Below are 22,653 nucleotides of genomic sequence, written 5' to 3'. Positions count from 1 at the left end.
GTGAAGCATAAATTGTTTTCACCTTATACAATTAAGAACGTTACACTAAAAAACCGAATCGTCATGTCACCTATGTGTATGTATTCGTCCTATGACCAGGATGGTATGGTACAACCTTTTCACTTGGCTCATTATGAAAGTCGAGCAGCAGGACAAGTCGGACTTGTGATGACGGAAGCTACTAGTGTACTTCCTGAAGGGCGCATTTCGCATGAAGATCTCGGCATTTGGGACGACTCCCACATCGAAGGTCTGAAGAACATAACAGAAGGCATCCATCGCCACGGTGCAAAAGCAGCGATCCAACTTGCACATGCTGGACGGAAGGCAAATTTAAAAGATGAAATCTTCGCCCCTAGCCCCATAGCGTTCAATGATGCATTCAAAGTCCCGACAGAACTATCAGAAATCGACATCAAGCGTACGATTGATGCTTTTAAAGAAGGAGCAGTAAGAGCCAAGCAAGCAGGTTTCGATATTATCGAGCTACATGGTGCTCATGGGTATCTCATTAACCAGTTCCTCTCCCCTCTTACTAATGAACGAAACGATCCATACGGAGGCAGCAAAGAAAACCGTTATCGATTCTTGAAGGAAACGATTAAAGCCGTGCAGGATGTGTGGGACGGTCCATTGTTCGTCCGGATTTCAGGAGAAGAATACAATGAGAATGGAAATACGATGGATGACCTCATCTATTTCTCTAAAGAAATGAAAGAACAGGGCGTAGACCTCATAGACGTGAGTTCTGGAGGAGTTGTTCCTGCTACAATCGAACCTTACCCTGGTTATCAAGTGACCTATGCAGAACAAGTGAAAAAAGGTGCTCATGTCGATACAGGAGCAGTTGGTTTGATTACGTCCGGTAATCAGGCAGAAGAGATTTTACAAAACGAACGAGCGGATTTGATTTTCTTAGCCCGCGCCTTACTTAGAAATCCATATTGGCCGAAACAGGCAGCTGACGAAGTCGGTTATGAACTTGAAGGTCCTCGTCAGTACACGCGTGCTTGGTAAAATAAAAAGCAGGGAAACTATTAAAGTTTCCCTGCTTCTTTTCTTATCTCTTTATATAAACTGGATGGCTTTACTGCTCCTTAAACCTGTTTAGGATTGTGAAGGTTTCTTTGTTGAAAGCTGGGTTATGCCATAGGCAACGATCGCTACAATAAAGGAATACCAAAAGGAACCCGCTGAAATACCAAAGCTAGTGGAAGAAGACATAGCACTTCCAGCTACAGGATCAGCGTCATAGAACAAGGTCATGCCGAACCCTAACAACCATTGCGACAGCATATATAGAATAAAGAAACTTCCTGCAAAAACAACCAGATTTCTCACCTTATCTCTCCTCTCCCTAGTAGATTTCGCTGTTCACTCCTTAGACTTGGTTTATGTAGTTTTATCTCTCCATTGTTTAAAGTCTACTTCTGCGGGTGACTGCATCGTGATGGTCCCTTGATGGAAAGTCAACTGCCATCGTCCATCTTTCCACGTCCAAATCGAACTTCTAAACGTATTCCGGTCCAACGTCTTGTCTTCTATCATATAAGTTGCCAGCACAATACCCTCCGCCAACAATTGGATGCCGTAATGGTGCAGAGTCATCTCCGTTAATACGACCCCTTCCTCTAAACAATGTTGTTTGTCATAGATCACGCCTGAGCTACCAAATTCCCAGAATTCTTCTGCTAATAGTTGGCCGAGACGATCTGTTTGTGACCGGATGGCAATACTGATGTGTGCCTCCTCTAGCTTCTTGAGAGTTTCCAATAAGTCTTTATCCATCTACGTCACCCCTCTGCATTTGGGGAGCGGACTTTACTAGGAACTGTGACAGAATTTGAGAGTATATATCTGGTTGTTGCACATGCACCAAATGCGACGCAAAAGGAAGCACAGCAACTTGAACTCGTTCTGACTGATTCGGATAGAACGTCGCTCCCTGCACTTCATGTTGGTTTCCTTCTCCGACCATAAACAGAACAGGCGACTTGATGTCACTCAAGTCCTCTGTTTCTTCAAAAGGATACCAACTTTCATCTTTCGCCATATGAATGAAGGCTCTCCAATCGGAATCATGCTGTTGGTCGAGAAACGATACAGCCTCCTCATTTTCAAGCAGCATCGCCTGCATGGTTGAGTCTTGTTTATGCATCTCTTTCCAGTTGTCGGGTTTTCCCGGCATTAGCCCTGAGATCGTTAAGCTATTCACGTATTTCTCATGTTTCCTGGCAAAGAACAGAGCGACGAGTGCGCCTAAAGAACAGCCGACAATATGAGCCCTTGTTACATTTAAGGAATCAAGCGTCTCCTTGAGATCATCGGCACTTTTGTGAAAATAGTCTTCAAAATCATTATGAGAGGAACGACCATGCCCGCGAAGGTCTGGTGCAATCACATCATATTTCGCTGCAAAATAGCTCTGTTGCTCTTCAAAATCGGTTGCACCCGTTTCAAGACCAGTATGTAAAAATACAACCGGCTCCCCTTTTCCTTGACGGTGAGTATGTAAAATCACTACCTTCACTCCTATCTACTATTTTCTTCTTGTTTTTCTATACGAAGAAAAGCCTTATTGGTTTCACAATAATTTCCCCCTTACCTATACAATTTCGAGCGAACCTACGTATTCATGCCGTTTCGAGTGTGGAAATTGTCATCAAGTGGTATGATAAAGTCAGTAGGAGGGTATCTACATGGAACTATATTTTTTAGGAACGGGCTCTGGAGTACCGTCGAAAGAACGCAATGTTTCTTCCCTTGTGTTGCGCATGTTGGAAGAGCGAGGAACAACGTGGGTCTTTGACTGCGGAGAAGGAACCCAACAGCAAATATTAAACACGAATATACGTCCAAGACGTATTGAAGTCATATTCATTACACACTTACACGGTGATCATATATACGGACTGCCTGGCCTGCTCAGCAGTCGATCCTTCCAAGGAGGAGAAACCCCTGTTACCGTATATGGCCCGCGTGGCTTGAAAGAATATATAGAAATCAGCCTTCGTCTAAGCGGAACTCACTTGCGCTACCCTCTCTATATAGAAGAAGTCGATGAAGGTATTTTATTTGAGGATGAACAGTTCGTTGTCGAAGCGATCAAATTAGAGCATGGACTCGACAGTTATGGGTACATACTTAAGGAAAAAGACAAGCTGGGTGAATTGCAGCCTAACAAATTGAAAGAACTTGGCGTCTCTCCAGGACCGATCTATCAAACAATTAAATCACAAGAGCAAACCCGCCTAGAGGATGGTCGCATTATAGCAAGGTCAGATGTTATCGGCCCCCCTAAAAAGGGAAGGAAAGTGGTCATTTTAGGAGATACACGCTACCTGCCTGCGTTGAAGGATCCGCTTCATAAAGCAGACGTACTTGTTCATGAAGGGACATTTTCAGGAGAAGATAAAGAGCTTGCTTATGATTACTTCCATTCTACAGTTAAGCAAGCAGCTCATTTAGCAAAGGAAGCACAGGTAGGAGAATTGATTTTGAACCATCTCTCTTCCCGCTATCAAGGTGAATCGATTAAACAACTAGAAGAAGAGGCACGAACGATTTTCCCGAACACTACAATCGCCTATGATTTCTATCAACACGCCATCGAGCGTAATTAATGAAAGGGGATTTCAGATGCACCCTATTGTCGATCAGCAGAAAGCATGGTTTCAAGAAGGCCACACTAGTAACTATGAATTTCGTAAGGATCAGCTGGAGCGCATGCGGAAAATGCTCGACACGTTCGAGAAGCCTATCCTTGATGCATTAAAATTCGATTTGAATAAATCGGAATATGAAGCATATGCGTCAGAGATTGCATTTTTAAAAAGCGAGATTCGCCACCATTTAAAAGATTTGAAAAAGTGGATGCAGCCTCATAAAGTGAAAGCCCCATTAACTCATACAGGCTCTAAAAATTACATTTATAAAGAACCTTACGGGACGGTCCTTGTCATTGCCCCCTGGAATTATCCGGTTCAACTTGCGCTGGCCCCAGTGATTGGTGCGATTGCTGCTGGAAACACGGTGATCATCAAGCCATCAGAACTGACACCGACCGTATCCTGGGTGATCAAGAAGATGGTCGAGCAGTATTTCTCCCCAGAATACATTGCCGTTATTGAAGGGGATAAAGAAGTCACTAAACAGTTAACCGATTCTCCACTCGACTACATTTTCTTTACAGGAAGTGTACCTGTCGGAAAAATCATTATGGAACAAGCAAGTAAGCGGCTGATTCCGGTAACACTCGAGCTTGGTGGCAAGAGTCCTTCGATTGTTCATAAAGATGCGAATTTGGAACTAGCTGCAAAGCGGATTGTATGGGGCAAATTCACGAACGCAGGTCAAACGTGTATTGCTCCGGACTATTTATTTGTCCATCATGAAGTGAAAGAAGAATTATTGCGAAAGATAGATGAGTACATCACCAAATTCTATGGAGAAGAACCATTAGAAAATCCGGACTATGTAAAGGTTGTGAATGACCAACACTTCCAAAGGATTTCCGACTATTTGAAATCCGGTACTATCCTTACGGGTGGCCAAGTCGATGAAGAAAGACGAAAGATCGAACCTACTATTCTTGATTGCGTTGCGTGGGAAGCTCCCGTTATGCAGGATGAAATCTTCGGCCCGATCCTGCCCGTCCTCTCTTACGAGTCTTTGGACGAAGTAATCCATCAAGTGAACAATCGTCCCAAACCGCTCGCTCTCTATTATTTCGGTGAAAAGGAAGCCGATCAAGAACGGATCATTGAATCTATCGGATTCGGTGGTGGATGCATCAATGACACGCTTTATCACATCATTAACCCTCACTTGCCTTTCGGAGGGGTTGGTGAAAGTGGAATTGGTCAATATCACGGAAAATCCAGTTTCGACACATTTACGCATCACAAGAGTATTACTAAACAAACTACAAAGTTTGATCAGAATTTCCGTTATCCCGGTTCAGAGTTAGGATTTAAGATCATCAAACGAATATTTGGATAATAAAAACACCCCGCATGGCGGGGTGTTTTTATTATCTATGAACATGTTGAAGGAAGAAGATCTTTTTTCAAGAAAGTACTCTTCTCTTTCCTCAGTCTTGTTGTTTCTTCAAAGCTTCCTCGAGAGAAACGTTTTTCAGCTTACGCTTTGATAAAGCAAGAGACATCCAGTAGGTCAGTCCGATGACGACAAATCCTATAACCACCATCCACCATGCAACATCTGTTGGAAAAATGAATCCCGTCTGCTGTACCAGGCTGTTCATCGACTGCTCAAGCACGACACTTGCTAGTGGAATGGAGATAAAGTAAGAAACAAATACAATCGGTGTATAAACGCTCAATACTAGTTTAGAAACCTCTTTGTCGTGATACCCCATCACTTTGAAAAGCGAAATAGAAGGTGAGTTTTCTTCCACAATCAAGTTTGTTAAGAGCGTCAACACGATCACACCGATCAGCACCGCAAAAACAGACATGCCGATTACGGAGTTTCTCGTTGCACCAGAAGTCGATTCAAAGCTGTCGATGACTTTCTGTTTGTCCTCGATCAAGAACACGTTATCCGTTTGAGTAGGTTTCTCATCCTGCCAAACGGATGTGTAAGCATCTTCTGGGTAAGACAAAAAAGCGTTGACTTCTTCATGTGGAAGATAAAGGCTGCTACCTATGAATACGTCCGCTACTCCGGCTATTTCTACCTTTTTTTCGTCATCATTGAATGAATTCGTGAGGGTGATGCTGTCGCCATCCTTGACTCCATGAATAGCTGCAAATGGTCGACTTACCACAGCACCATCATTAAGACGTTCATTCAACAACTCCCCGTCAGATATAAGCTTGAGGAAATCCGTATCAGGTTCCACGCCATAAAGAGATACTTTCTCCCCTTCCACCTTCACCTCAGCCATCGTGTATGGGCTGCCTCCACCACTCGTTGGGTCGGTCTGCAAGGAAGAATAGTGAACCGCATAATCATATGTCTGAATATCCTCATACGTCGTCTCTACTAAGCGGTCCATCGAGTTAAACGTTATCAATCCAAATACTAAAAGTACTGTTGAAAACATGACACCTAGAAAGATATAAAAGCTGCGCGCTTTGCTTCGCACCAGAAGCCTTAGTCGGAACCGCCTAATGAAACCTCCTTTATTGAACCAAGGGAGCTTCTCGAACCACGATTTCTTTCCACTCGATATTTCTTTCGGTCTCAATAACGTCAGAGGCTCCGTTTTCAAGCGTCGGTTAATAACAAATGTCGTCAATATTAAGAGAAGAACCAGTGGGATGATGAAGCCGATTACTAAGACCATCGGATCAAAATCGAATCGGGACAAAGCCGGTAGATTAAAGTAATTGGCATAAAGATCAGACAACGGTAAAGAAAGAGCGGCTCCTACTATAATCCCAAGAATCGTACCCGTCAATCCAATAACATAAGCGTACCCCAAATAATTTCTTCTAAGTTCCGACTTACGGTACCCAAGCGCCATAAGTGTTCCTATCTCTTTTCTTTGGAGTTCTAACCGACGTTTCAGAAGCAACAAAACCATAGCGAGCGAGAGAGCTAGAATGATAAGTGGCAGTGTCGTAATTAAAGACCCAGCACCTTCAATCTCAGACTCCACGAATTCAATCCGGGCATTATCATCATGCCCAACAAATTGTAACAACGTACTACGATTATTAACCTCTGAACGCAACTCGTCTGGTACTTCATTGGATGTATTCCAGCCGAGTGTTTGGTGTTGCTCCGTACCTTTGACCGCTTCTAAAGTTTCACTAGTCGTAACTCCAACCCCAAACTGTGACGGATCGCTCAAGAGGTCCGTCTGCTGTTCAATCATGTAAATATAGTCAGGCAGGAATACGTACCCTGTAACCATTACTTCTGTACCGCCAATAGATATCGTATCTCCAATTGAAATGCCATTTTTATCTCCAAAGGTTTTGGCGATTGCCACCTCCCCTAATTGTTGAGGCATTTCCCCCTCAGAAATGTAAGGAATATTCACTTCTTCTGTTTTATTGAATAACCGGAGAGTCGTCGTATCATCTGTGTTTATATCTTGATACGACCGTTCTTCCAATGTTAGATCATATTTCTTTTCCAGTTCTGACATTTCTGCTCCGGAGAGCGGTTGGCTCGACATCCAATGAAATGTCTCTTGTTTGTAATCCTGCTTGAATGCTACGTTACGCTCTTCAAGGGTAGTAATCGCCATCGATAAGGACACATACAGCATTACCGCAAGCATTAACAGGATGATGACGCCTGCATACTGAAACTTTTTCTCCTTGATGGTTCTTGGGATCGTTTTTCGTAAAATCATGCCCACGTCACCTTCTCTGGTGCGATTGGGTTCTCATTTTCATATGCCTCTACGATTTCACCACTGCTCATGCGAATGACTTTATGGGCCATTTCCCCGATACCCTGATTATGTGTAATGATCAGTACGGTCGTTCCATATGTTTTGTTGACGAACTGAAGAAGTTTCAAAATCTTCTTCCCTGTTTCTTCATCCAGCGCACCTGTTGGTTCATCGCACAATAGAAATTCTGGGTTCTTGATCAATGCCCGTGCAATCGCTACCCTCTGTTGTTCTCCTCCACTAAGCTGGGAAGGAAATTTATCTTTTTTATCCCACATTCCAACTTTCATAAGCATTTCTTTCATATCGAGTGGGTTCTGACTTAGCTCACGCCCCACTTCCACATTTTCTTCTACTGTCAGAGTCGGAATGAGATTATACTGTTGAAAAATAAACCCCGCATGCTTTCGTCGAAACTCCGTTAGTTGGGAGTCTTTCAATGCTTCCAACGTTTCTCCTGCGACCGTGATTGAACCTAGATCATAGCGGTCAATACCACCAATGACGTTCAATAATGTCGACTTACCCGAACCAGATGGGCCAAGAATGGCTACTACCTTATGGTCCGGCACTTCTAATGATGCTTTTCTTAAAGCGAGAATTTGCACTTCTCCGCTTTGGTACACTTTACTCACATCTTGAACAAGAATAGACATTTCATCATCTCCAATGAAAGTTTTGAAATGAATCGCATTAATTATTTCATTTTTAGTGTACTACACTTCTTTTCCAACTACAACGATTTTTTGAAATATACATATGCCTATATTTCATTTTTTATCATACAAAAAAGCCGGAACGGAATATATCCGTCCCGGCTTTTTATTAAAAGGATGGCAGTTGATCCAAGTTATTGGACTTCACGCCATCAGGCTGACTGCGTAAATGTTCATCGCCGTCTTTGCCTCGTATCAGTTGAACATGCTCAATCTCACCGCTTCTGGCAAGTTCGTGCGCTTGTTTATAGTCTACAACGCGTCCTGATGAAAGCTGCATTTCGATAATGCTTCCCGCTTCATTCTTTCGAACAGCTACAATGTGTTCCGGCATCCTTTGAGCACCTCCTCTTATTACATATCATGAGATGATTTTTGTTTATCTCTTGAGTGGTTGGCTTGTTTCACTTTGTGTGAACCATCCATTCCCTCGCCATACCCAGCTTGTGGGGATTTTGGCAAGTGGGGAGCTTTCTGTTGTTTTGGTCCCATGCGTCTTCCCATGGTCATCGCCTCCTAACGTCGTTTCCTGGCAGCTTCCGGTCCTTCCATTGCAGTAGCACCGGGATAGCTCAGGCTCTGGTCGCGGTCTGATTGGACTTTTCCAGAACGTTTCAGCTTTTTCTCTTGACGATCTTTACCCACAAACATCGCCTCCCTTCTCTCTTAGTATGGAGAAAAAGGAGGCGTTTATTCTTTCTTATAATCATCGAGAAAATCTTTTTGGAAGCTCGTAGTAACCTGCGATTCCTTCGGCGTTGACAGCTTTTTAAACGGATTGTGACCGTACTTTTCCGTCAAATCGTCGATAGCTTCAAAAAGTTTTTCTTTTTCTGCGTACTGCTCAAAGCTGAATAAGTCGAGCTGCTGGGTAATCTCCGATTTCTCGGCAAAATCAGAAGCTGTTATTCCGAGAAGCCTTACCGGGACTTGGTTCCAATGATCATCGAACAACTGCATGGCAATCGAAAACAAATCATCCGCTTTTTCTATATAATCCTTCAACTGTCGGCTACGCGTAATGGTTTTTCGGTCATGATACCGAATCATCAGTTGTACATGCTTAGCTAGTACTTCCTTGCTTCTCATTCTTGCTTCCACTTTATTCGCTAACTTGCGAAGTACCGTTCTTACTTCTGTATCATCTGTCGTATCTTCTGCTAGCGTCGTGGAAGTGCCGATGCTTTTAAATTCATGAACAGCATCTGGATCAACAGGACGGTCATCCATACCATTGGCCCTGTTTTGCAGACGTTCCCCGTTAATTCCGAGGAGCCGCTTCAAATCCAGCACAGGTTGTTTTGCCAGATCACCTATTGTTTCGATATCGAGTTTTTTTAATTTCTCTGCCGTCTTCTCTCCTACACCGTGCATTTCCGCAATCGGTAAAGGCCACAATTTAACAGGCAGATCGCGCTTCCGTAGAATCGTTATTCCCATCGGCTTTTTCATATCCGATGCCATCTTAGCCAGGAACTTGTTCGGAGCAATACCTATACTACAAGGCAAGTCCAATTCCTCATAAACCCTCTTTTGTATTCTTTCCGCAATCTCCGGTGGTGCTCCTTGTTCTGCACATCCCGTAACATCCATATAGCCTTCATCGATCGAGACAGGTTGGACTAAATCCGTCACTTCCGCTAAGATCTTAAACATCTCTTTTGAAGCGGTTCGATACCGTTCAAAATTCGGCCGCATCACGATCAAGTCGGGACACAGACGGCGTGCTTCAAACAGCGGCATCGTCGTTTTGACTCCGTACTTGCGGGCTTCATAACTGCTTGTCACGACGATCCCCTTCCGCTCTTCAGGGTTCCCAGCGATGGCTAGCGGCTTCCCTTTCAAGGAAGGATCAAACGCCATTTCCACAGAAGCGTAGAAGCTATTCATATCGACGTGAAAAATAACACGTCCTTTTTTCGGATACCATTTTGACACCGTGATCCGTCCTTTACTCGAACTGTTGTTCTTCTATTATAGCAAAAAGCTCGGACTAGTTGAATTCTTTCGTATTCACAGTAATTTGGGCTTTTTCGGATAAAAAAAGAGCCCCGTGAAAAACACAAGGCTCTTATCATTATTTTGCTACTTCTTGAACGATTGCCGTTACAAGTTCTGCAACTTTTTCAAGTTCTGCAACCGGCATACGTTCATTCGTAGTGTGGATCTCTTCATACCCTACCGCTAAATTGACAGTCGGAATACCGTGTCCCGCAATAATGTTTGCGTCACTTCCTCCACCACTGGTCAACAGTTCGCTTTCACGACCGATCGTTTTAGCAGCGGCACGTGCCACTTCTACAACTTGATCGCCTGCTTGCTGTTTGAAACCTGGGTACATGACCTGCACTTCAATCTCAACAGATCCTCCCATTTCTTCGGCTGTTTCTTCGAAGGCTTGTTTCATCAATTGAACTTGCTCTTCCATCTTCTCAGGAACAAGTGAGCGAGCTTCTGCTAAGATTTCTACGTGGTCACAGACGATGTTCGTCTTTTGACCGCCTTCAAAACGACCGATGTTAGCAGTGGTTTCGTCATCGATGCGACCTAGTGGCATCTTCGCAACAGCCTTGGAAGCTAAAGTGATCGCTGAAACACCTTTTTCAGGAGCTACGCCGGCATGCGCTGTTTTACCTTTAACGACGGCGTTCAATTTCGCTTGGGTAGGAGCAGCTACAATAATGTTACCTACTTTCCCATCACTGTCTAAAGCATAGCCGTACTTCGCATGAAGCATCGAGCTGTCAAGTGCTTTGGCACCAACCAGTCCACTTTCCTCGCCTACTGTAATAACGAACTGAAGATCACCGTGCTCGACATTATTCTCTTTCAGTGAACGAATCGCTTCAAGAATAGCCGCAACCCCTGTCTTGTCATCTGCACCAAGGATAGTCGTGCCATCTGTAATCACATATCCATCCTCAATAGATGGATTTACACCATTACCTGGGACAACTGTATCCATATGGGATGTGAAGTAGATGGGATCTGCACTGTCTTTCGTTCCCTTCAGGTTACAAATCAGGTTGTTCGCTCCATGTCCCGTAACCTCTTTTGCATTATCCTCAAGGACCTCTAGCCCTAGAGATTCGAATTTATCTTTTAATATCTTCGCTATATTCGCTTCATTCTTTGTTTCAGAATCAATTTGAACAAGCTCTAAGAATTCTTCAAGCAAACGTTCTTTATTAATTGCTACCATGCTGATGTCCTCCTTTTATGTAAGCCCTACACTAGTACGTTAGCGGAACTAGGCTTCCATGTCAATTAGAGAGGAATATTCCCGTGCTTTTTGTAAGGCCTGTCTTCCCGCTTGTTTGCAAGCATTTCAAGCGACTGAATGAGTTTCTGCCTCGTTTCTCTAGGATCGATGACATCATCCACCATTCCAAGACCAGCTGCTACATAAGGATTAGCAAATCGTTCCCGGTATTCATTGATTTTTTGCTGACGTGTTTCCTCAGGATTTGAACTTTCCTTAATGTCCTTTGCAAAAATGATATTGGCAGCTCCCTCAGGTCCCATGACCGCTATCTCTGCATTCGGCCATGCATACACTAAATCAGCACCGATCGATTTACTGTTTAGTGCAACATAAGCACCACCATAAGCTTTCCTCGTAATGACGGTTAGTTTCGGTACAGTTGCTTCCGAATAAGCATACAGAATCTTCGCTCCATGTCGTATTATACCGCCATGCTCTTGTTTAATACCCGGGAAGAAGCCTGTCACGTCTTCGAAAGTGATGAGCGGAATGTTGAATGAATCACAGAAACGAATGAACCTTGCCGCTTTGTCACTTGAGTCGATATCAAGGCCACCTGCCATATACTTAGGTTGGTTGCACACTAAACCGACGGTTTTCCCCTTCAATCTTGCGAAACCGACTACTATATTTTTTGCGAAGTCTTTGTGTATTTCAAAGAATGACTCTCGATCAACGACCTCATCTATGATGATTCGAACATCATATGGCCTGATGGGATCAAATGGAATACGGTCGGTTATATCAGGGCGATAGTCCTCTTCTTCATAACTTTCTATTTGCATTGGAGCCTCTTCATTATTTGAAGGGAGGTAGCTAATGAGATTTTTGACTGCATCTAGCGCGCTCGCTTCGTCCGGCGTTTTCAGATGAGCATTTCCACTGAGACTATTGTGGACACCGGCTCCTCCAAGGTCCTCTGCCGAAATTTGCTCCCCTGTAACCGTTTCGATCACCTTTGGACCGGTAATGAACATTTGTGATGTCTGTTCAACCATGATGACAAAATCGGTGATTGCAGGAGAATATACGGCACCGCCTGCGCATGGTCCCATGATGACAGAGATTTGAGGAATGACGCCAGAATAGATAGAATTCCGGTAAAATACTTGCCCATACCCATCTAGTGAAGATACTCCTTCTTGAATCCTGGCACCTCCAGAATCATTCAGTCCTATGAAAGGTGTTCCGTTTTTCGCAGCGAGGTCCATAACCGCGGCAATCTTTTTGGCATGCATCTCACCCAGTGCCCCACCATAAACGGTAAAATCTTGGGCGAAGAGATAAATCGGGCGACCACCGACCTTCCCGTAGCCAGTGACGACCCCCTCCCCTGGAGCTTGTTTACCGTCCATACCGAAAGCGTCATGACGATGTTCGATGAAAGGGTTTAATTCTACAAAGCTACCTTCATCTACAAGATAATCAATTCGCTCTCTAGCAGTCCATTTCCCTTTGTCATGTTGTTTATCGATCCTCTCGTCTCCACCCCCGATTTCAACTTGGCGGCGTTTATCATAAAGTTCACTTATTTTATCAAAGATATCCATTTCATCTTCACTCCTTTGGCTGACATACCTCATAAAGCACACCATTTGCCGCTTTCGGATGTAAGAAAGCGATTTGACTTTCATGAGCGCCTGTTTTTGGCTGTTCGTGAATCAGACGAACTCCTTGTTGTTTATATTGTTCTAGCCTTGCTTGTATATCATCTACTTCTAATGCAATGTGATGTACTCCTGGTCCCTTCTTAGATAGGAATGTCTGGATAGGAGAATCCTCACTTAGAGGCTCAAGTAATTCCAACTTCGTCTCACCAAGAGCAAGGAAAGCGACTTTGACCTGCTCGGATTCTACTTCTTCGACTGCCTCAAGGGAAAGCCCTAGCGAATGTTGATAGAACGGTAGCGCATCATCTATCCTTTCAACAGCAATTCCGATATGGGCGATTTTTTTGGGAGGCTGAACGGTTCCCCCTTCAAATAGCTGTTTGATATAGATAGCGATGGCATCAGTTGGAGAACCGCTTGTAAAGATTTTCTTCACCCCTTGCTGTTCAAGAAAAGGAATGTCCTCTGCAGGAATTACACCGCCTCCTATAACTGGTATATCTTCTGCTTGTTCATCTTTCAGCGCTTGTACCACTTTTGGAAACAAAGACTTATGGGCACCAGACAACGATGAAAGCCCAACTACATCGACATCTTCTTGAACAGCTGCTCGTGCAATTTGCAGAGCGGACTGCCTAAGTCCTGTATAAATGACTTCCATACCATGGTCTCTCAGAGCCTGAGCGATAATCAGCGCCCCTCTGTCATGTCCGTCAAGTCCTGGTTTTGCAATCAGTACACGTATTGGCTTCATGGTCAACATCCTCTCCTACATTCCCGTATATTCACCAAACTCTTCTCTTAATATATTGGCGATCTCCCCGACGGTTGCATACTGTTTCACCGCTTGTACGATATGCGGCATAACATTCTCTGTCGTTTTCGCTGCATTTCTCAAGTTGGACAAAGTTTCCTCGACTGCTGCCTCGTTTCGTCCTTCTCTCACTTGCTTCGTTTTTTCAATTTGAGATCTTTCCAGGGCTTCATCGACACGAAGAAGGTCTGCATGAATTTCTTCATCCACTTTAAATTCATTCAAACCAACAACAATATCTTCTTTAGCTTCCATCCGCTTCTGTGCCTCGTATGCTGCTGAATGAATCTCACGTTGCATGAACCCTTCTTCAACCGCTTGAACGGCGCCTCCCAGTTTTTGAATGCGTTCCAGATAAGCATTCGCTTCTTTTTCAATCTCATCTGTCAGCGCTTCCACGTAATACGATCCTGCTAGAGGATCGATTGTATCGGCTACCCCACTCTCATTTGCGATAATTTGTTGGGTGCGAAGCGCGATCCGGGCTGACTCCTCTGTCGGAAGAGCTAAGGCTTCATCACGTGAATTAGTATGAAGACTTTGAGTACCTCCCATCACGGCAGCTAAAGCCTGTAATGTGACTCGGACAATATTATTATCCGGTTGCTGCGCAGTGAGGGTGCTTCCCCCAGTCTGGGTATGAAACCTCAACTTCCAGCTTTTCGGATTCTCGGCACCATAATGCTCTTTCATGATTTTTGCCCACATCCGGCGTGCTGCTCTGAACTTCGCTGCCTCTTCGAAGAATTGATTATGTGCATTGAAGAAGAAGGCGAGTCTAGGAGCAAATTGGTCCACTTCCAACCCAGCCTCTATTGCTGCATCCACATAAGCCATACCATTTGCTATCGTAAAGGCAACCTCTTGTACTGCTGTCGATCCCGCTTCCCTTATGTGATAGCCCGAAATACTAATTGTGTTGAACTTCGGCAAGTTCTCCTGACAATAAGCGAAAATATCGGTGATTAACCTCATAGAAGGCTTTGGAGGATAAATATAAGTACCTCTTGCAATGTATTCCTTTAAGATATCGTTCTGGATGGTTCCCGTTAACTTAGATGGCGCGACTCCCTGCTTTTCCCCAACGGCTATGTACATAGCAAGCAAAATCGACGCGGGTGCATTGATTGTCATAGATGTACTTACTTTGTCTAGAGGGATTTGATCGAATAACTGTTCCATATCCTTCAAGGAATCAATCGCAACTCCTACTTTCCCTACTTCCCCGTCCGCCATGGGATCATCAGAGTCATATCCAATTTGTGTTGGCAGGTCAAAGGCAACGGAAAGCCCTGTTTGGCCTTGTTCTAACAAGTAACGGAATCGTTCATTTGTTTCTTCTGCAGAACCGAACCCTGCATACTGCCGCATAGTCCAGTACCGACTTCTGTACATCGTCGGTTGGATCCCCCTTGTATAAGGATACTGACCTGGAAATCCTATTTTTTCGTTATAAGTGTCGTTCTCTTTATCTGGTGCGTAAAGTCGGTCGATCAGAAGTTCCGAGCTCGTTTGGAACTTTTCCTTTCGTTCAGGGAATCGTTGCGTCGTTTTCTCGACATCAGCTTCCCAAGTTCTCTTCATCTTTTCGTAATCACTCATTCCCCATGCTCCCTTCTCTTTACCCTTCCTCTCTATCATAACAAAAATAAAGCGCTTACTTATCTTAAAATTACTTCAATTCATAATACTATTGTAATTTATTTTGCTCCCTTGTCCAAATCGAGTTTTTTAGGTAGAATGTTGGATAGGAATGACGAGAAGGAGGTTAAATACCTTGGCAACACAGAAGAAACGATCAAAACGCGAACGCCGAATGAAAGTGGTCATCTATCTAATGATTCTTTCTATGGTACTGTCATCCCTACTAATGGGAGCCACTTATTTCTTATAAAAAAATGAACGTACGAAAAAAGCCGAGGGATGCACCCTCGGCTTTTTTAACAACTATAAATTCATTCATTTAGTTAACGTTTCGCCCCAATTTTTTTCAAGCCATTGGTCATAAACTTCCCCGAACGATTTCTCTTGATTTACGATTACGATCTCAGACCCTTTATCTATCAATTCATAGAGCTTATTGACATCATCATTCTTCAGACGAATACATCCTGCAGAAACGGACTTACCGACAGAGGACGGATTGTTCGTTCCATGGACACCATAGATCCTCCCATCAGTCCCTCTGGCATCAAATCCGATCCAACGACTTCCTAAAGGATTTTTCGCATCACCACCAGGGATGTCTTTTTTACGGTAATAAGGGTCTTTAGCCTTCACTACAATATCAAAGGTTCCCTCTGGTGTCAGATCGTCGGTCTTTCCGATTGCGGCAGCAGCTTGAAATCTTTGCTCACCATTTTCAAACAATGCCACCTCGTGCGTTGCTTTATTCACTATAAGAACAGGCTCTTCTTGAAAACTCCCTGGTACGAAATGTAAAACAAACAAAAGAAGTAAAACACTCATAAGTCACACTCCTTTTTGTTTAGTTTCTCTGCCCAGGACCAAGCTATACATCACTCTTTTTGAAAGAACGTTTAATAATGAGATACTCTTCAATCTGATTCAGTAAGTGGAATAAACTTGCCCTTACTTCGAATTCTTCCCTCGTTTCAGGTAGCTTTCCTTCACGGAATGTATCCTTCATACTCTTCAATTTCTTCAAGTAAATGATGGCTGTATTCCCTGAATGCATCGCATCGGCTAGCTCTTCAAAGAATTCACCGATCGGGACCCCTTGCGTGTAGGAGCTAGAGATTTGACTTACTAGCGGCAACATCCGCTCCAGAAGTTCAAATTGTTTTGTACGCATGTGGAAATAGTGATAATACTGATTATGAGTGCGTAACAAGTGGTTTTCGACATCACGAAAAGCAAGAGATTTGGCTTTCTCTAATACGTCGGCCGTGTTCGTCAATTCTCTTCCAGCCCAGTGGTCGTTTCCACCCTTCAGATAGGACGCAAATTCTTTTAATATGACGGAAAAGTTATGCTCGACTTCTTGTTGGTATTTCTCCAATTTATTCTCTAGACTCGGCATATATAAGTTGAGTAATAAAGCCGTTCCGATTCCCACAATGATGAGAATCAACTCATTCCAAATCACACTCCACCCAATGTTACTGGATCCATATAAATGAAGGATGATGACAGAGCTTGTCACGATACCAGGAGTGATTTTGAGCCATACTGTAATGGGAATAAAAGCAAATAGCATTAACCCGATAGCAATAGGTTGGTAACCAATCAGCTCAAAAAATAGGTAAGAAAGGATCATAGCGATCATACAAGCGGCAAACCGATGCCATGCGGAAAGCAATGATCTCTTCCTCGTTATTTGTATGCATAGGATCGTCAATATACCTGCAGAGGCAAAGTTGTCCAGCTGCAATAGTTGGGCAATCCAAATTGCAAAAGGTGTACCGATTGCCGTTTTTATCGTTCTATATCCAATTTTCAAAACCTACGTCACCTCATCTAATCAAAAAGGGGATCTTTGTAAGTAACAAAGATCCCAATTTCCCTTATACTTCTTCACAATATTCTTCAAACTGACGTTGCAGTTTACCAATGACTTCCATTGGTTCGAAGCCTTCGATATCATGACGTTCTACCATCGATTGAATCTTGCCATCTTTCAGAAGTGCAAAAGATGGAGAAGAAGGAGGATACCCTTCAAAGTATTCACGTGCACGGTTCGTTGCTTCACGATCCTGGCCGGCAAATACTGTTACTAAATGATCAGGGCGCTTATCATAGTGAATGGCATGTGAAGCTGCAGGACGAGCGATACCGCCTGCGCAACCGCATACCGAATTAATCATAACGAGCGTCGTTCCTTTTTGTGTAAGGGCTTGGTCTACGTCTTCTGTTGTCGTAAGCTCCTGATAACCAGCTTTCGTGATTTCATCACGAGCTTGTGTTACCACATCGTTCATATAAATATTGAAATCCATATACATGGCTCCTTTGTTAAGTACTATCAATATTCTACCAAGTTCTCTCAAGCCTTTCAATGAAAACAAGGCTTCGCGACAAATCTTACTTACGTTATTCTTTTTCTAAAAAAATACCCTACTGAAAACACCCTCCTTAAGAAAGGAGGGTGTTTGAATTAATTCAATTAATAGACAGATGTTGTTTCTTCGGACATCTTCTCTAGAATCTCTTTGACACGAGCTAGGAAGTTTCCTGCTACAAGACCATCCAATACACGGTGGTCGAGAGATAGACATAGATTGACCATATCACGCGCACCGAACATGCCGTCTTGATACACAGGCTTTTTAACAATGGACTCTACTTGCAAAATAGCAGCTTGAGGATGGTTGATGACACCCATAGACTGTACAGAACCAAAGGAGCCAGTGTTGTTGACTGTAAATGTTCCGCCTTCCATATCTTTCGATGTCAGCTTACCTTGACGTGCTTTATTCGCAAGATCTGTCACATCTTTGGCAATGCCTTTAATGCTTTTCTCATCAGCATCACGTATTACTGGAACAAATAGCTGATCTTCCTTAGCTACGGCAATGTTCAAGTTAATCGCTTTATGTTGAATGATCTTGTCACCAGCCCAGGAGGAGTTCAACTGAGGATACTCTTTCAACGCTTGCGCCACTGCTTTGACGAAGAAAGCAAAATATGTCAGGCTAAACCCTTCTTGCTGTTTGAATTGGTTCTTCTTCGCATTTCTAAGCTGCACTAAGTTGGTAACATCGACTTCGACCATCATCCAAGCATGTGGAATTTCGGTCTTAGATTTCACCATATTAGAGGCAATCGCCTTACGGACACCTGTCACCGGAATTTCGATATCTCCTTCACCAGCTTGAATATTAGGTGCTGATGGTTGAGAAGGAGCAGCCTGTGGTTGCTTCGCTTCTTCTTGCTGAGGTGCTTCGCTTGCCGTCGGAATTTCTCCGCTCTCAATAATTTTCTCGATATCTTTTCTTGTAATTCGACCGCCCCGGCCGGAGCCATCTACTTGATTCAGATCAATGTCATGTTCTTGCGCAAGTGTCATGACGGCTGGAGAATAACGTTTCTTGCTACCCTTCTCCTTTTTAGCCGGCTTCGTTTCCTGCTTGTCTGCTTTTTCTTCTGATGCAGCTGCTTTCTCTTCTTTCGCTGGAGTGCTGTCCTCTTTAGAGACAGATCCTCCGCCCTCGACTTCCACATAGCACATGAGATCGCCGACTTCGATTGTATCTCCTTCTTGTGCGACGAGCTCTTTAATTGTACCTGTGAATGATGATGGCACCTCTGCATTGACTTTATCTGTCATGACCTCTGCAATCGGGTCGTATTTCTTCACTGCGTCACCAGGCTGGACTAGCCACGTACTGATAGTACCTTCCGTGACACTTTCACCAAGCTGGGGCATATTGATTTTTTCTAAACCCACAGGAATTCCTCCTTCTTAAAATTCTGCGAGCTCACGCATCGCTTTTTCGACTTTATCAGGATTCATCATGAAGTACTTCTCCATCGTTGGTGCATATGGCATAGATGGCACATCAGGTCCTGCAAGACGCTGAACAGGTGCATCCAAATCAAACAGGCAATTTTCGCTGATGATGGCAGATACTTCTGAAATAATGCCACCTTCTTTGTTATCCTCTGTAACAAGCAGGACTTTTCCCGTCTTGGATGCTGCTTCGATAATGGACTCTTTGTCCAGTGGGTAGACGGTACGCAAGTCGAGGATGTGCGCATCGATGCCTTCTTCGGCAAGCTTTTCAGCGGCTTGAAGGGCAAAGTTCACACAAAGTCCGTAAGTAATCACCGTGATATCAGAACCCTCACGTTTTACGTCGGCCTTCCCGATCGGAAGTGTATAATCCTCATCTGGAACCTCACCTTTAATCAAGCGGTAGGCACGCTTGTGTTCAAAGAATAGAACCGGGTCGTTATCACGGATGGAAGCTTTAAGTAGTCCTTTCACATCGTAAGGAGTGGAAGGCATGACAATCTTAAGTCCTGGCTGGTTGGCAAATAAAGCCTCTACAGATTGGGAGTGATACAAAGCACCGTGAACTCCCCCACCGTATGGTGCACGAATCGTAATCGGAGCCTGCCAATCGTTATTGGAACGGTAACGGATTTTTGCCGCTTCTGATACAATCTGGTTGACAGCCGGCATAATAAAATCGGCAAACTGCATTTCTGCAACAGGACGCATGCCGTACATGGCAGCGCCGATACCGACACCTGCAATGGCAGATTCAGCTAGAGGTGTGTCTAGGACACGATCTTCACCAAATTCATCATATAAGCCATCGGTCGCACGGAATACACCGCCACGCTTACCTACGTCTTCCCCTAGTACGAACACCTTCTCATCGCGCTGCATTTCTTCTCTTAATGCTTGAGTTACTGCTTGAATATAAGATAAAACTGGCATCTTTATTCCCCCTCCTTACTCTTCATAGACGTATTTCATAGCTGATTCTGCTTCTGCATAAGCGGCATTCTCAGCGTAATCTGTGGCTTCATTGACAAGATCATCGATTTCTTTGTTCATCGATTCTTCTTTTTCCTCAGTCAGAATACCTTGGTCACGCAAATACTGAGCAAATGTCACAATCGAATCTTTCTTCTTCGCTTCTTCCACTTCTTCCTTCTCACGGTAAGTACGATCATCATCGTCACTGGAGTGAGGTGTCAGACGATACGAGACTGTTTCAATGAGCGTAGGACCCTCACCAGCACGACCTCGGTCAGCTGCAGCTTTAACTGCTTCATAAACAGCCAATGGATCATTCCCATCAACTGTATAGCCAGGCATGCCGTATCCAATGGCACGATCTGACACCTTTTCACAGGCAAGCTGCTTGGCAACTGGAACGGAAATAGCATATTTATTGTTCTCTACCATGAAAATAACCGGAAGTTTATGAACACCTGCAAAGTTTGCACCTTCGTGGAAATCTCCTTGGTTAGAAGAACCTTCTCCAAAGGTTACGATAGAAACGAAATCTTTCTTTTCCATTTTTCCAGCAAGCGCAATACCGACAGCGTGGGGCACTTGTGTTGTAACAGGAGAAGAACCCGTTACGATACGGTTTTTCTTCTGACCAAAGTGACCTGGCATCTGACGTCCGCCGGAGTTTGGATCTTCCGCTTTAGCGAAACCTGAAAGCATCAAATCTTTCGCAGTCATTCCGAACGAAAGCACGACTCCCATGTCACGATAGTATGGAAGCGCATAGTCCTTATCTCTATCAAGCGCATAGGAAGCACCGACTTGTGCAGCCTCTTGGCCCTGACATGAGATAACAAACGGGATTTTACCCGCGCGGTTCAACAACCACATGCGTTCGTCGATTTTTCTGGCAAGAAGCATCGTACGGAACATATCTAATACTTGATCATCACTTAAACCTAATGATTTATGGCGGTTTTCAGCCATGGGATTCCCTCCTCTGATCTTTAACCATGAATTTGATTACCATCAACAGCCATTGCTGCTTCCCCGATCGCTTCCGCAAGCGTTGGGTGTGGGTGAACGCTTTCTGCAATTTCCCATGGTGTGGCATCTAATACTTTAGCTAGTCCTGCCTCCGAAATCATGTCTGTCACATGAGGACCAACCATGTGTACCCCTAGCAAGTCGTCCGTTTCTTTGTCTGCGATTACTTTGACGAAACCGTCTGTCTCACCATAAACAAGAGCTTTTCCAATCGCTTGGAATGGAAACTTGCCAACTTTCACATCATAGCCTTGTTCCTCAGCCTGTTTCTCTGTCAAACCTACACTTGCCACCTCTGGATTCGAGTAGATACACGTTGGGACTTGATCAGCATTTATTGGATGCGGATTCTTGTCAGCCATATGTTCTACTGCGACGATACCTTCATGAGAAGCAACGTGAGCAAGCATCATCCCACCAATGACGTCTCCGATTGCATAGATATGACTTTCCTTCGTTTGATACATATCATTGGTTTGTACAAACCCATTCTCGACTACAATATCTGTATTCTCGAGTCCGATGTTCGTCACATTAGCAGAACGGCCAACAGATACTAGCATCTTATCTGCTTTGTATTTTACTGATTCGCCATCTACTTCTGCTTCAATGGTCACACCGTTTGACTTATCTAATGTATCTGGCATGACTTTGGCATCTGTAACCACGGTCACACCTTTCTTCTTCACTTGCTTGAGCATTTCCTTCGATACATCTTGATCTTCTGTTGGTAAAATTCCGGACATGTATTCAAGTACGGTTACCTCTACTCCGAAGTCAGCCAGCATTGACGCCCACTCAATTCCGATGACGCCCCCACCGACAATGATGATCGATTCAGGCAATTCTTCCATGTGGAGCGCTTCATCTGAAGTCATGACAAGCTCTCCGTCAACCTCTAATCCAGGAAGTGATTTCGGACTGGATCCTGTTGCGATCAGAACATTCTTCGGAATGAGCATTTCATTCTCATCCCCATTGTTCATCTCCACAGAAATAGTTCCAGCTGTAGGGGAAAAGATGGAAGGTCCAAGAATACGTCCAAACCCTTCGTAGACATCAATTTTACCTTTTTTCATCAAGCCTTGAACGCCTTTATGTAGCGTGTCCACAATGGACTGCTTACGCTCTTGGACTTTCACAAAATTGAGGGTCGGTTCTTCAGTTGTTACACCATATTCTGCTGCCTCTTTCGTCTGGCGAAATACTTCCGCACTGCGAAGTAAAGCTTTAGATGGGATGCATCCACGGTGCAGACACGTACCCCCAAGCTCTCTCTTTTCGACTAATGCAACTTTTAATCCAAGTTTTGATGCGCGGATGGCAGCTACATAACCACCAGTCCCTCCACCAAGGACGACTAAATCATACTCCTGTGCCATGGTACCTCTCCTTT

At 44.0% G+C, this 22,653-nt stretch carries 24 protein-coding genes; 4 read left to right on the top strand and 20 right to left on the bottom strand.

Annotated elements, in window-relative coordinates; all coding sequences use genetic code 11:
- Complete coding sequence (gene namA / locus E4663_RS05160) at positions 1 to 1,017, top strand: NADPH dehydrogenase NamA (RefSeq protein ID WP_079479807.1); 1,017 nt, start codon at positions 1 to 3, stop codon at positions 1,015 to 1,017.
- Positions 1,018 to 1,107: 90 nt separating this feature from the next.
- Here the strand turns inward: namA and E4663_RS05155 are convergent, their stop codons facing one another.
- The 3 genes from E4663_RS05155 to E4663_RS05145 are packed head-to-tail and all read right to left on the bottom strand — an operon-like array spanning position 1,108 to position 2,521.
- The gene (locus E4663_RS05155; protein ID WP_079479806.1) at positions 1,108 to 1,341 is read right to left on the bottom strand and encodes a hypothetical protein; all 234 of its coding nucleotides are present in this window, start codon (positions 1,339 to 1,341) and stop codon (positions 1,108 to 1,110) included.
- A 51-nt stretch (positions 1,342 to 1,392) separates the two neighbouring features.
- Positions 1,393 to 1,788 carry a nuclear transport factor 2 family protein gene (locus E4663_RS05150; RefSeq protein ID WP_135326854.1) on the bottom strand — a complete coding sequence of 132 codons (396 nt, stop codon included), beginning with the start codon at positions 1,786 to 1,788 and terminating at the stop codon, positions 1,393 to 1,395.
- Complete coding sequence (locus tag E4663_RS05145; protein ID WP_135326853.1) at positions 1,781 to 2,521, bottom strand: alpha/beta fold hydrolase; 741 nt, start codon at positions 2,519 to 2,521, stop codon at positions 1,781 to 1,783. Before E4663_RS05145 ends, E4663_RS05150 begins: the two co-directional genes overlap by 8 nt.
- A gap of 178 nt (positions 2,522 to 2,699) precedes the next feature.
- On the opposite strand from E4663_RS05145, the gene rnz reads away from it, so the two are divergent.
- Both rnz and E4663_RS05135 read left to right on the top strand, forming a co-directional pair.
- Positions 2,700 to 3,623 carry a ribonuclease Z gene (gene rnz, locus E4663_RS05140; protein ID WP_135326852.1) on the top strand — a complete coding sequence of 308 codons (924 nt, stop codon included), beginning with the start codon at positions 2,700 to 2,702 and terminating at the stop codon, positions 3,621 to 3,623.
- A gap of 16 nt (positions 3,624 to 3,639) precedes the next feature.
- Entirely contained in the window at positions 3,640 to 5,001 is a 1,362-nt protein-coding gene (locus tag E4663_RS05135; RefSeq protein WP_135326851.1) for an aldehyde dehydrogenase, read from the top strand.
- A gap of 91 nt (positions 5,002 to 5,092) precedes the next feature.
- Here the strand turns inward: E4663_RS05135 and E4663_RS05130 are convergent, their stop codons facing one another.
- The 10 genes from E4663_RS05130 to E4663_RS05085 form a co-directional block, all read right to left on the bottom strand.
- Complete coding sequence (locus tag E4663_RS05130) at positions 5,093 to 7,333, bottom strand: ABC transporter permease (protein ID WP_135326850.1); 2,241 nt, start codon at positions 7,331 to 7,333, stop codon at positions 5,093 to 5,095.
- Positions 7,330 to 8,031: an ABC transporter ATP-binding protein gene (locus E4663_RS05125; protein ID WP_135326849.1), complete on the bottom strand. Its 702-nt coding sequence runs from the start codon at positions 8,029 to 8,031 to the stop codon at positions 7,330 to 7,332. Before E4663_RS05125 ends, E4663_RS05130 begins: the two co-directional genes overlap by 4 nt.
- Before the next feature lie 169 nt (positions 8,032 to 8,200).
- Entirely contained in the window at positions 8,201 to 8,425 is a 225-nt protein-coding gene (locus E4663_RS05120; protein WP_079479799.1) for a DUF3892 domain-containing protein, read from the bottom strand.
- A 20-nt stretch (positions 8,426 to 8,445) separates the two neighbouring features.
- Complete coding sequence (locus E4663_RS05115; protein ID WP_241657111.1) at positions 8,446 to 8,595, bottom strand: small acid-soluble spore protein P; 150 nt, start codon at positions 8,593 to 8,595, stop codon at positions 8,446 to 8,448.
- 12 nt (positions 8,596 to 8,607) lie between these two features.
- Positions 8,608 to 8,736, bottom strand: coding sequence for a YpzI family protein (locus tag E4663_RS05110; RefSeq protein WP_079479797.1), 129 nt, complete (start codon positions 8,734 to 8,736; stop codon positions 8,608 to 8,610).
- Between the two features lie 45 nt (positions 8,737 to 8,781).
- The gene (locus E4663_RS05105; protein WP_135326847.1) at positions 8,782 to 10,029 is read right to left on the bottom strand and encodes a DNA polymerase IV; all 1,248 of its coding nucleotides are present in this window, start codon (positions 10,027 to 10,029) and stop codon (positions 8,782 to 8,784) included.
- A gap of 139 nt (positions 10,030 to 10,168) precedes the next feature.
- Positions 10,169 to 11,293 (bottom strand): M20/M25/M40 family metallo-hydrolase, encoded by a 1,125-nt coding sequence (locus tag E4663_RS05100; protein ID WP_135326846.1) that lies wholly within the window; start codon positions 11,291 to 11,293, stop codon positions 10,169 to 10,171.
- A gap of 65 nt (positions 11,294 to 11,358) precedes the next feature.
- Entirely contained in the window at positions 11,359 to 12,906 is a 1,548-nt protein-coding gene (locus tag E4663_RS05095) for an acyl-CoA carboxylase subunit beta (protein ID WP_079479794.1), read from the bottom strand.
- Between the two features lie 7 nt (positions 12,907 to 12,913).
- On the bottom strand, positions 12,914 to 13,720 hold the full coding sequence (gene mce / locus E4663_RS05090) for a methylmalonyl-CoA epimerase (RefSeq protein WP_135326845.1): 807 nt from the start codon (positions 13,718 to 13,720) through the stop codon (positions 12,914 to 12,916).
- Between the two features lie 15 nt (positions 13,721 to 13,735).
- Positions 13,736 to 15,382, bottom strand: a complete 1,647-nt coding sequence (locus tag E4663_RS05085) for an acyl-CoA mutase large subunit family protein (protein ID WP_176140670.1) — start codon at positions 15,380 to 15,382, stop codon at positions 13,736 to 13,738.
- A gap of 175 nt (positions 15,383 to 15,557) precedes the next feature.
- Here E4663_RS05085 and prli42 point away from each other — a divergent pair, with 175 nt between their 5' ends.
- Complete coding sequence (prli42, locus tag E4663_RS05080; protein WP_241657110.1) at positions 15,558 to 15,674, top strand: stressosome-associated protein Prli42; 117 nt, start codon at positions 15,558 to 15,560, stop codon at positions 15,672 to 15,674.
- A gap of 65 nt (positions 15,675 to 15,739) precedes the next feature.
- Here the strand turns inward: prli42 and E4663_RS05075 are convergent, their stop codons facing one another.
- From E4663_RS05075 to lpdA, 7 genes are all read right to left on the bottom strand, one after another.
- Complete coding sequence (locus E4663_RS05075; protein ID WP_135326843.1) at positions 15,740 to 16,249, bottom strand: L,D-transpeptidase; 510 nt, start codon at positions 16,247 to 16,249, stop codon at positions 15,740 to 15,742.
- A 43-nt stretch (positions 16,250 to 16,292) separates the two neighbouring features.
- The gene (locus E4663_RS05070) at positions 16,293 to 17,243 is read right to left on the bottom strand and encodes an aromatic acid exporter family protein (RefSeq protein ID WP_135326842.1); all 951 of its coding nucleotides are present in this window, start codon (positions 17,241 to 17,243) and stop codon (positions 16,293 to 16,295) included.
- A 64-nt stretch (positions 17,244 to 17,307) separates the two neighbouring features.
- Positions 17,308 to 17,745, bottom strand: a complete 438-nt coding sequence (locus tag E4663_RS05065; RefSeq protein WP_079479789.1) for a BrxA/BrxB family bacilliredoxin — start codon at positions 17,743 to 17,745, stop codon at positions 17,308 to 17,310.
- A gap of 161 nt (positions 17,746 to 17,906) precedes the next feature.
- Positions 17,907 to 19,190, bottom strand: coding sequence for a dihydrolipoamide acetyltransferase family protein (locus E4663_RS05060; RefSeq protein WP_135326841.1), 1,284 nt, complete (start codon positions 19,188 to 19,190; stop codon positions 17,907 to 17,909).
- A gap of 15 nt (positions 19,191 to 19,205) precedes the next feature.
- Positions 19,206 to 20,189, bottom strand: coding sequence for an alpha-ketoacid dehydrogenase subunit beta (locus E4663_RS05055; RefSeq protein WP_079479787.1), 984 nt, complete (start codon positions 20,187 to 20,189; stop codon positions 19,206 to 19,208).
- A 15-nt stretch (positions 20,190 to 20,204) separates the two neighbouring features.
- The gene (locus tag E4663_RS05050; RefSeq protein WP_079479786.1) at positions 20,205 to 21,197 is read right to left on the bottom strand and encodes a thiamine pyrophosphate-dependent dehydrogenase E1 component subunit alpha; all 993 of its coding nucleotides are present in this window, start codon (positions 21,195 to 21,197) and stop codon (positions 20,205 to 20,207) included.
- Between the two features lie 20 nt (positions 21,198 to 21,217).
- On the bottom strand, positions 21,218 to 22,639 hold the full coding sequence (gene lpdA / locus E4663_RS05045; RefSeq protein WP_135326840.1) for a dihydrolipoyl dehydrogenase: 1,422 nt from the start codon (positions 22,637 to 22,639) through the stop codon (positions 21,218 to 21,220).
- Positions 22,640 to 22,653: the final 14 nt, after the last annotated feature.

The sequence above is a fragment of the Halobacillus salinus genome (genome assembly GCF_004684905.1).
GTDB lineage: Bacteria > Bacillota > Bacilli > Bacillales > Halobacillaceae > Halobacillus > Halobacillus salinus.
The sequence above is the reverse complement of the archived record's forward strand: the minus strand, read 5'-3'. Positions and strand labels throughout refer to the sequence as shown.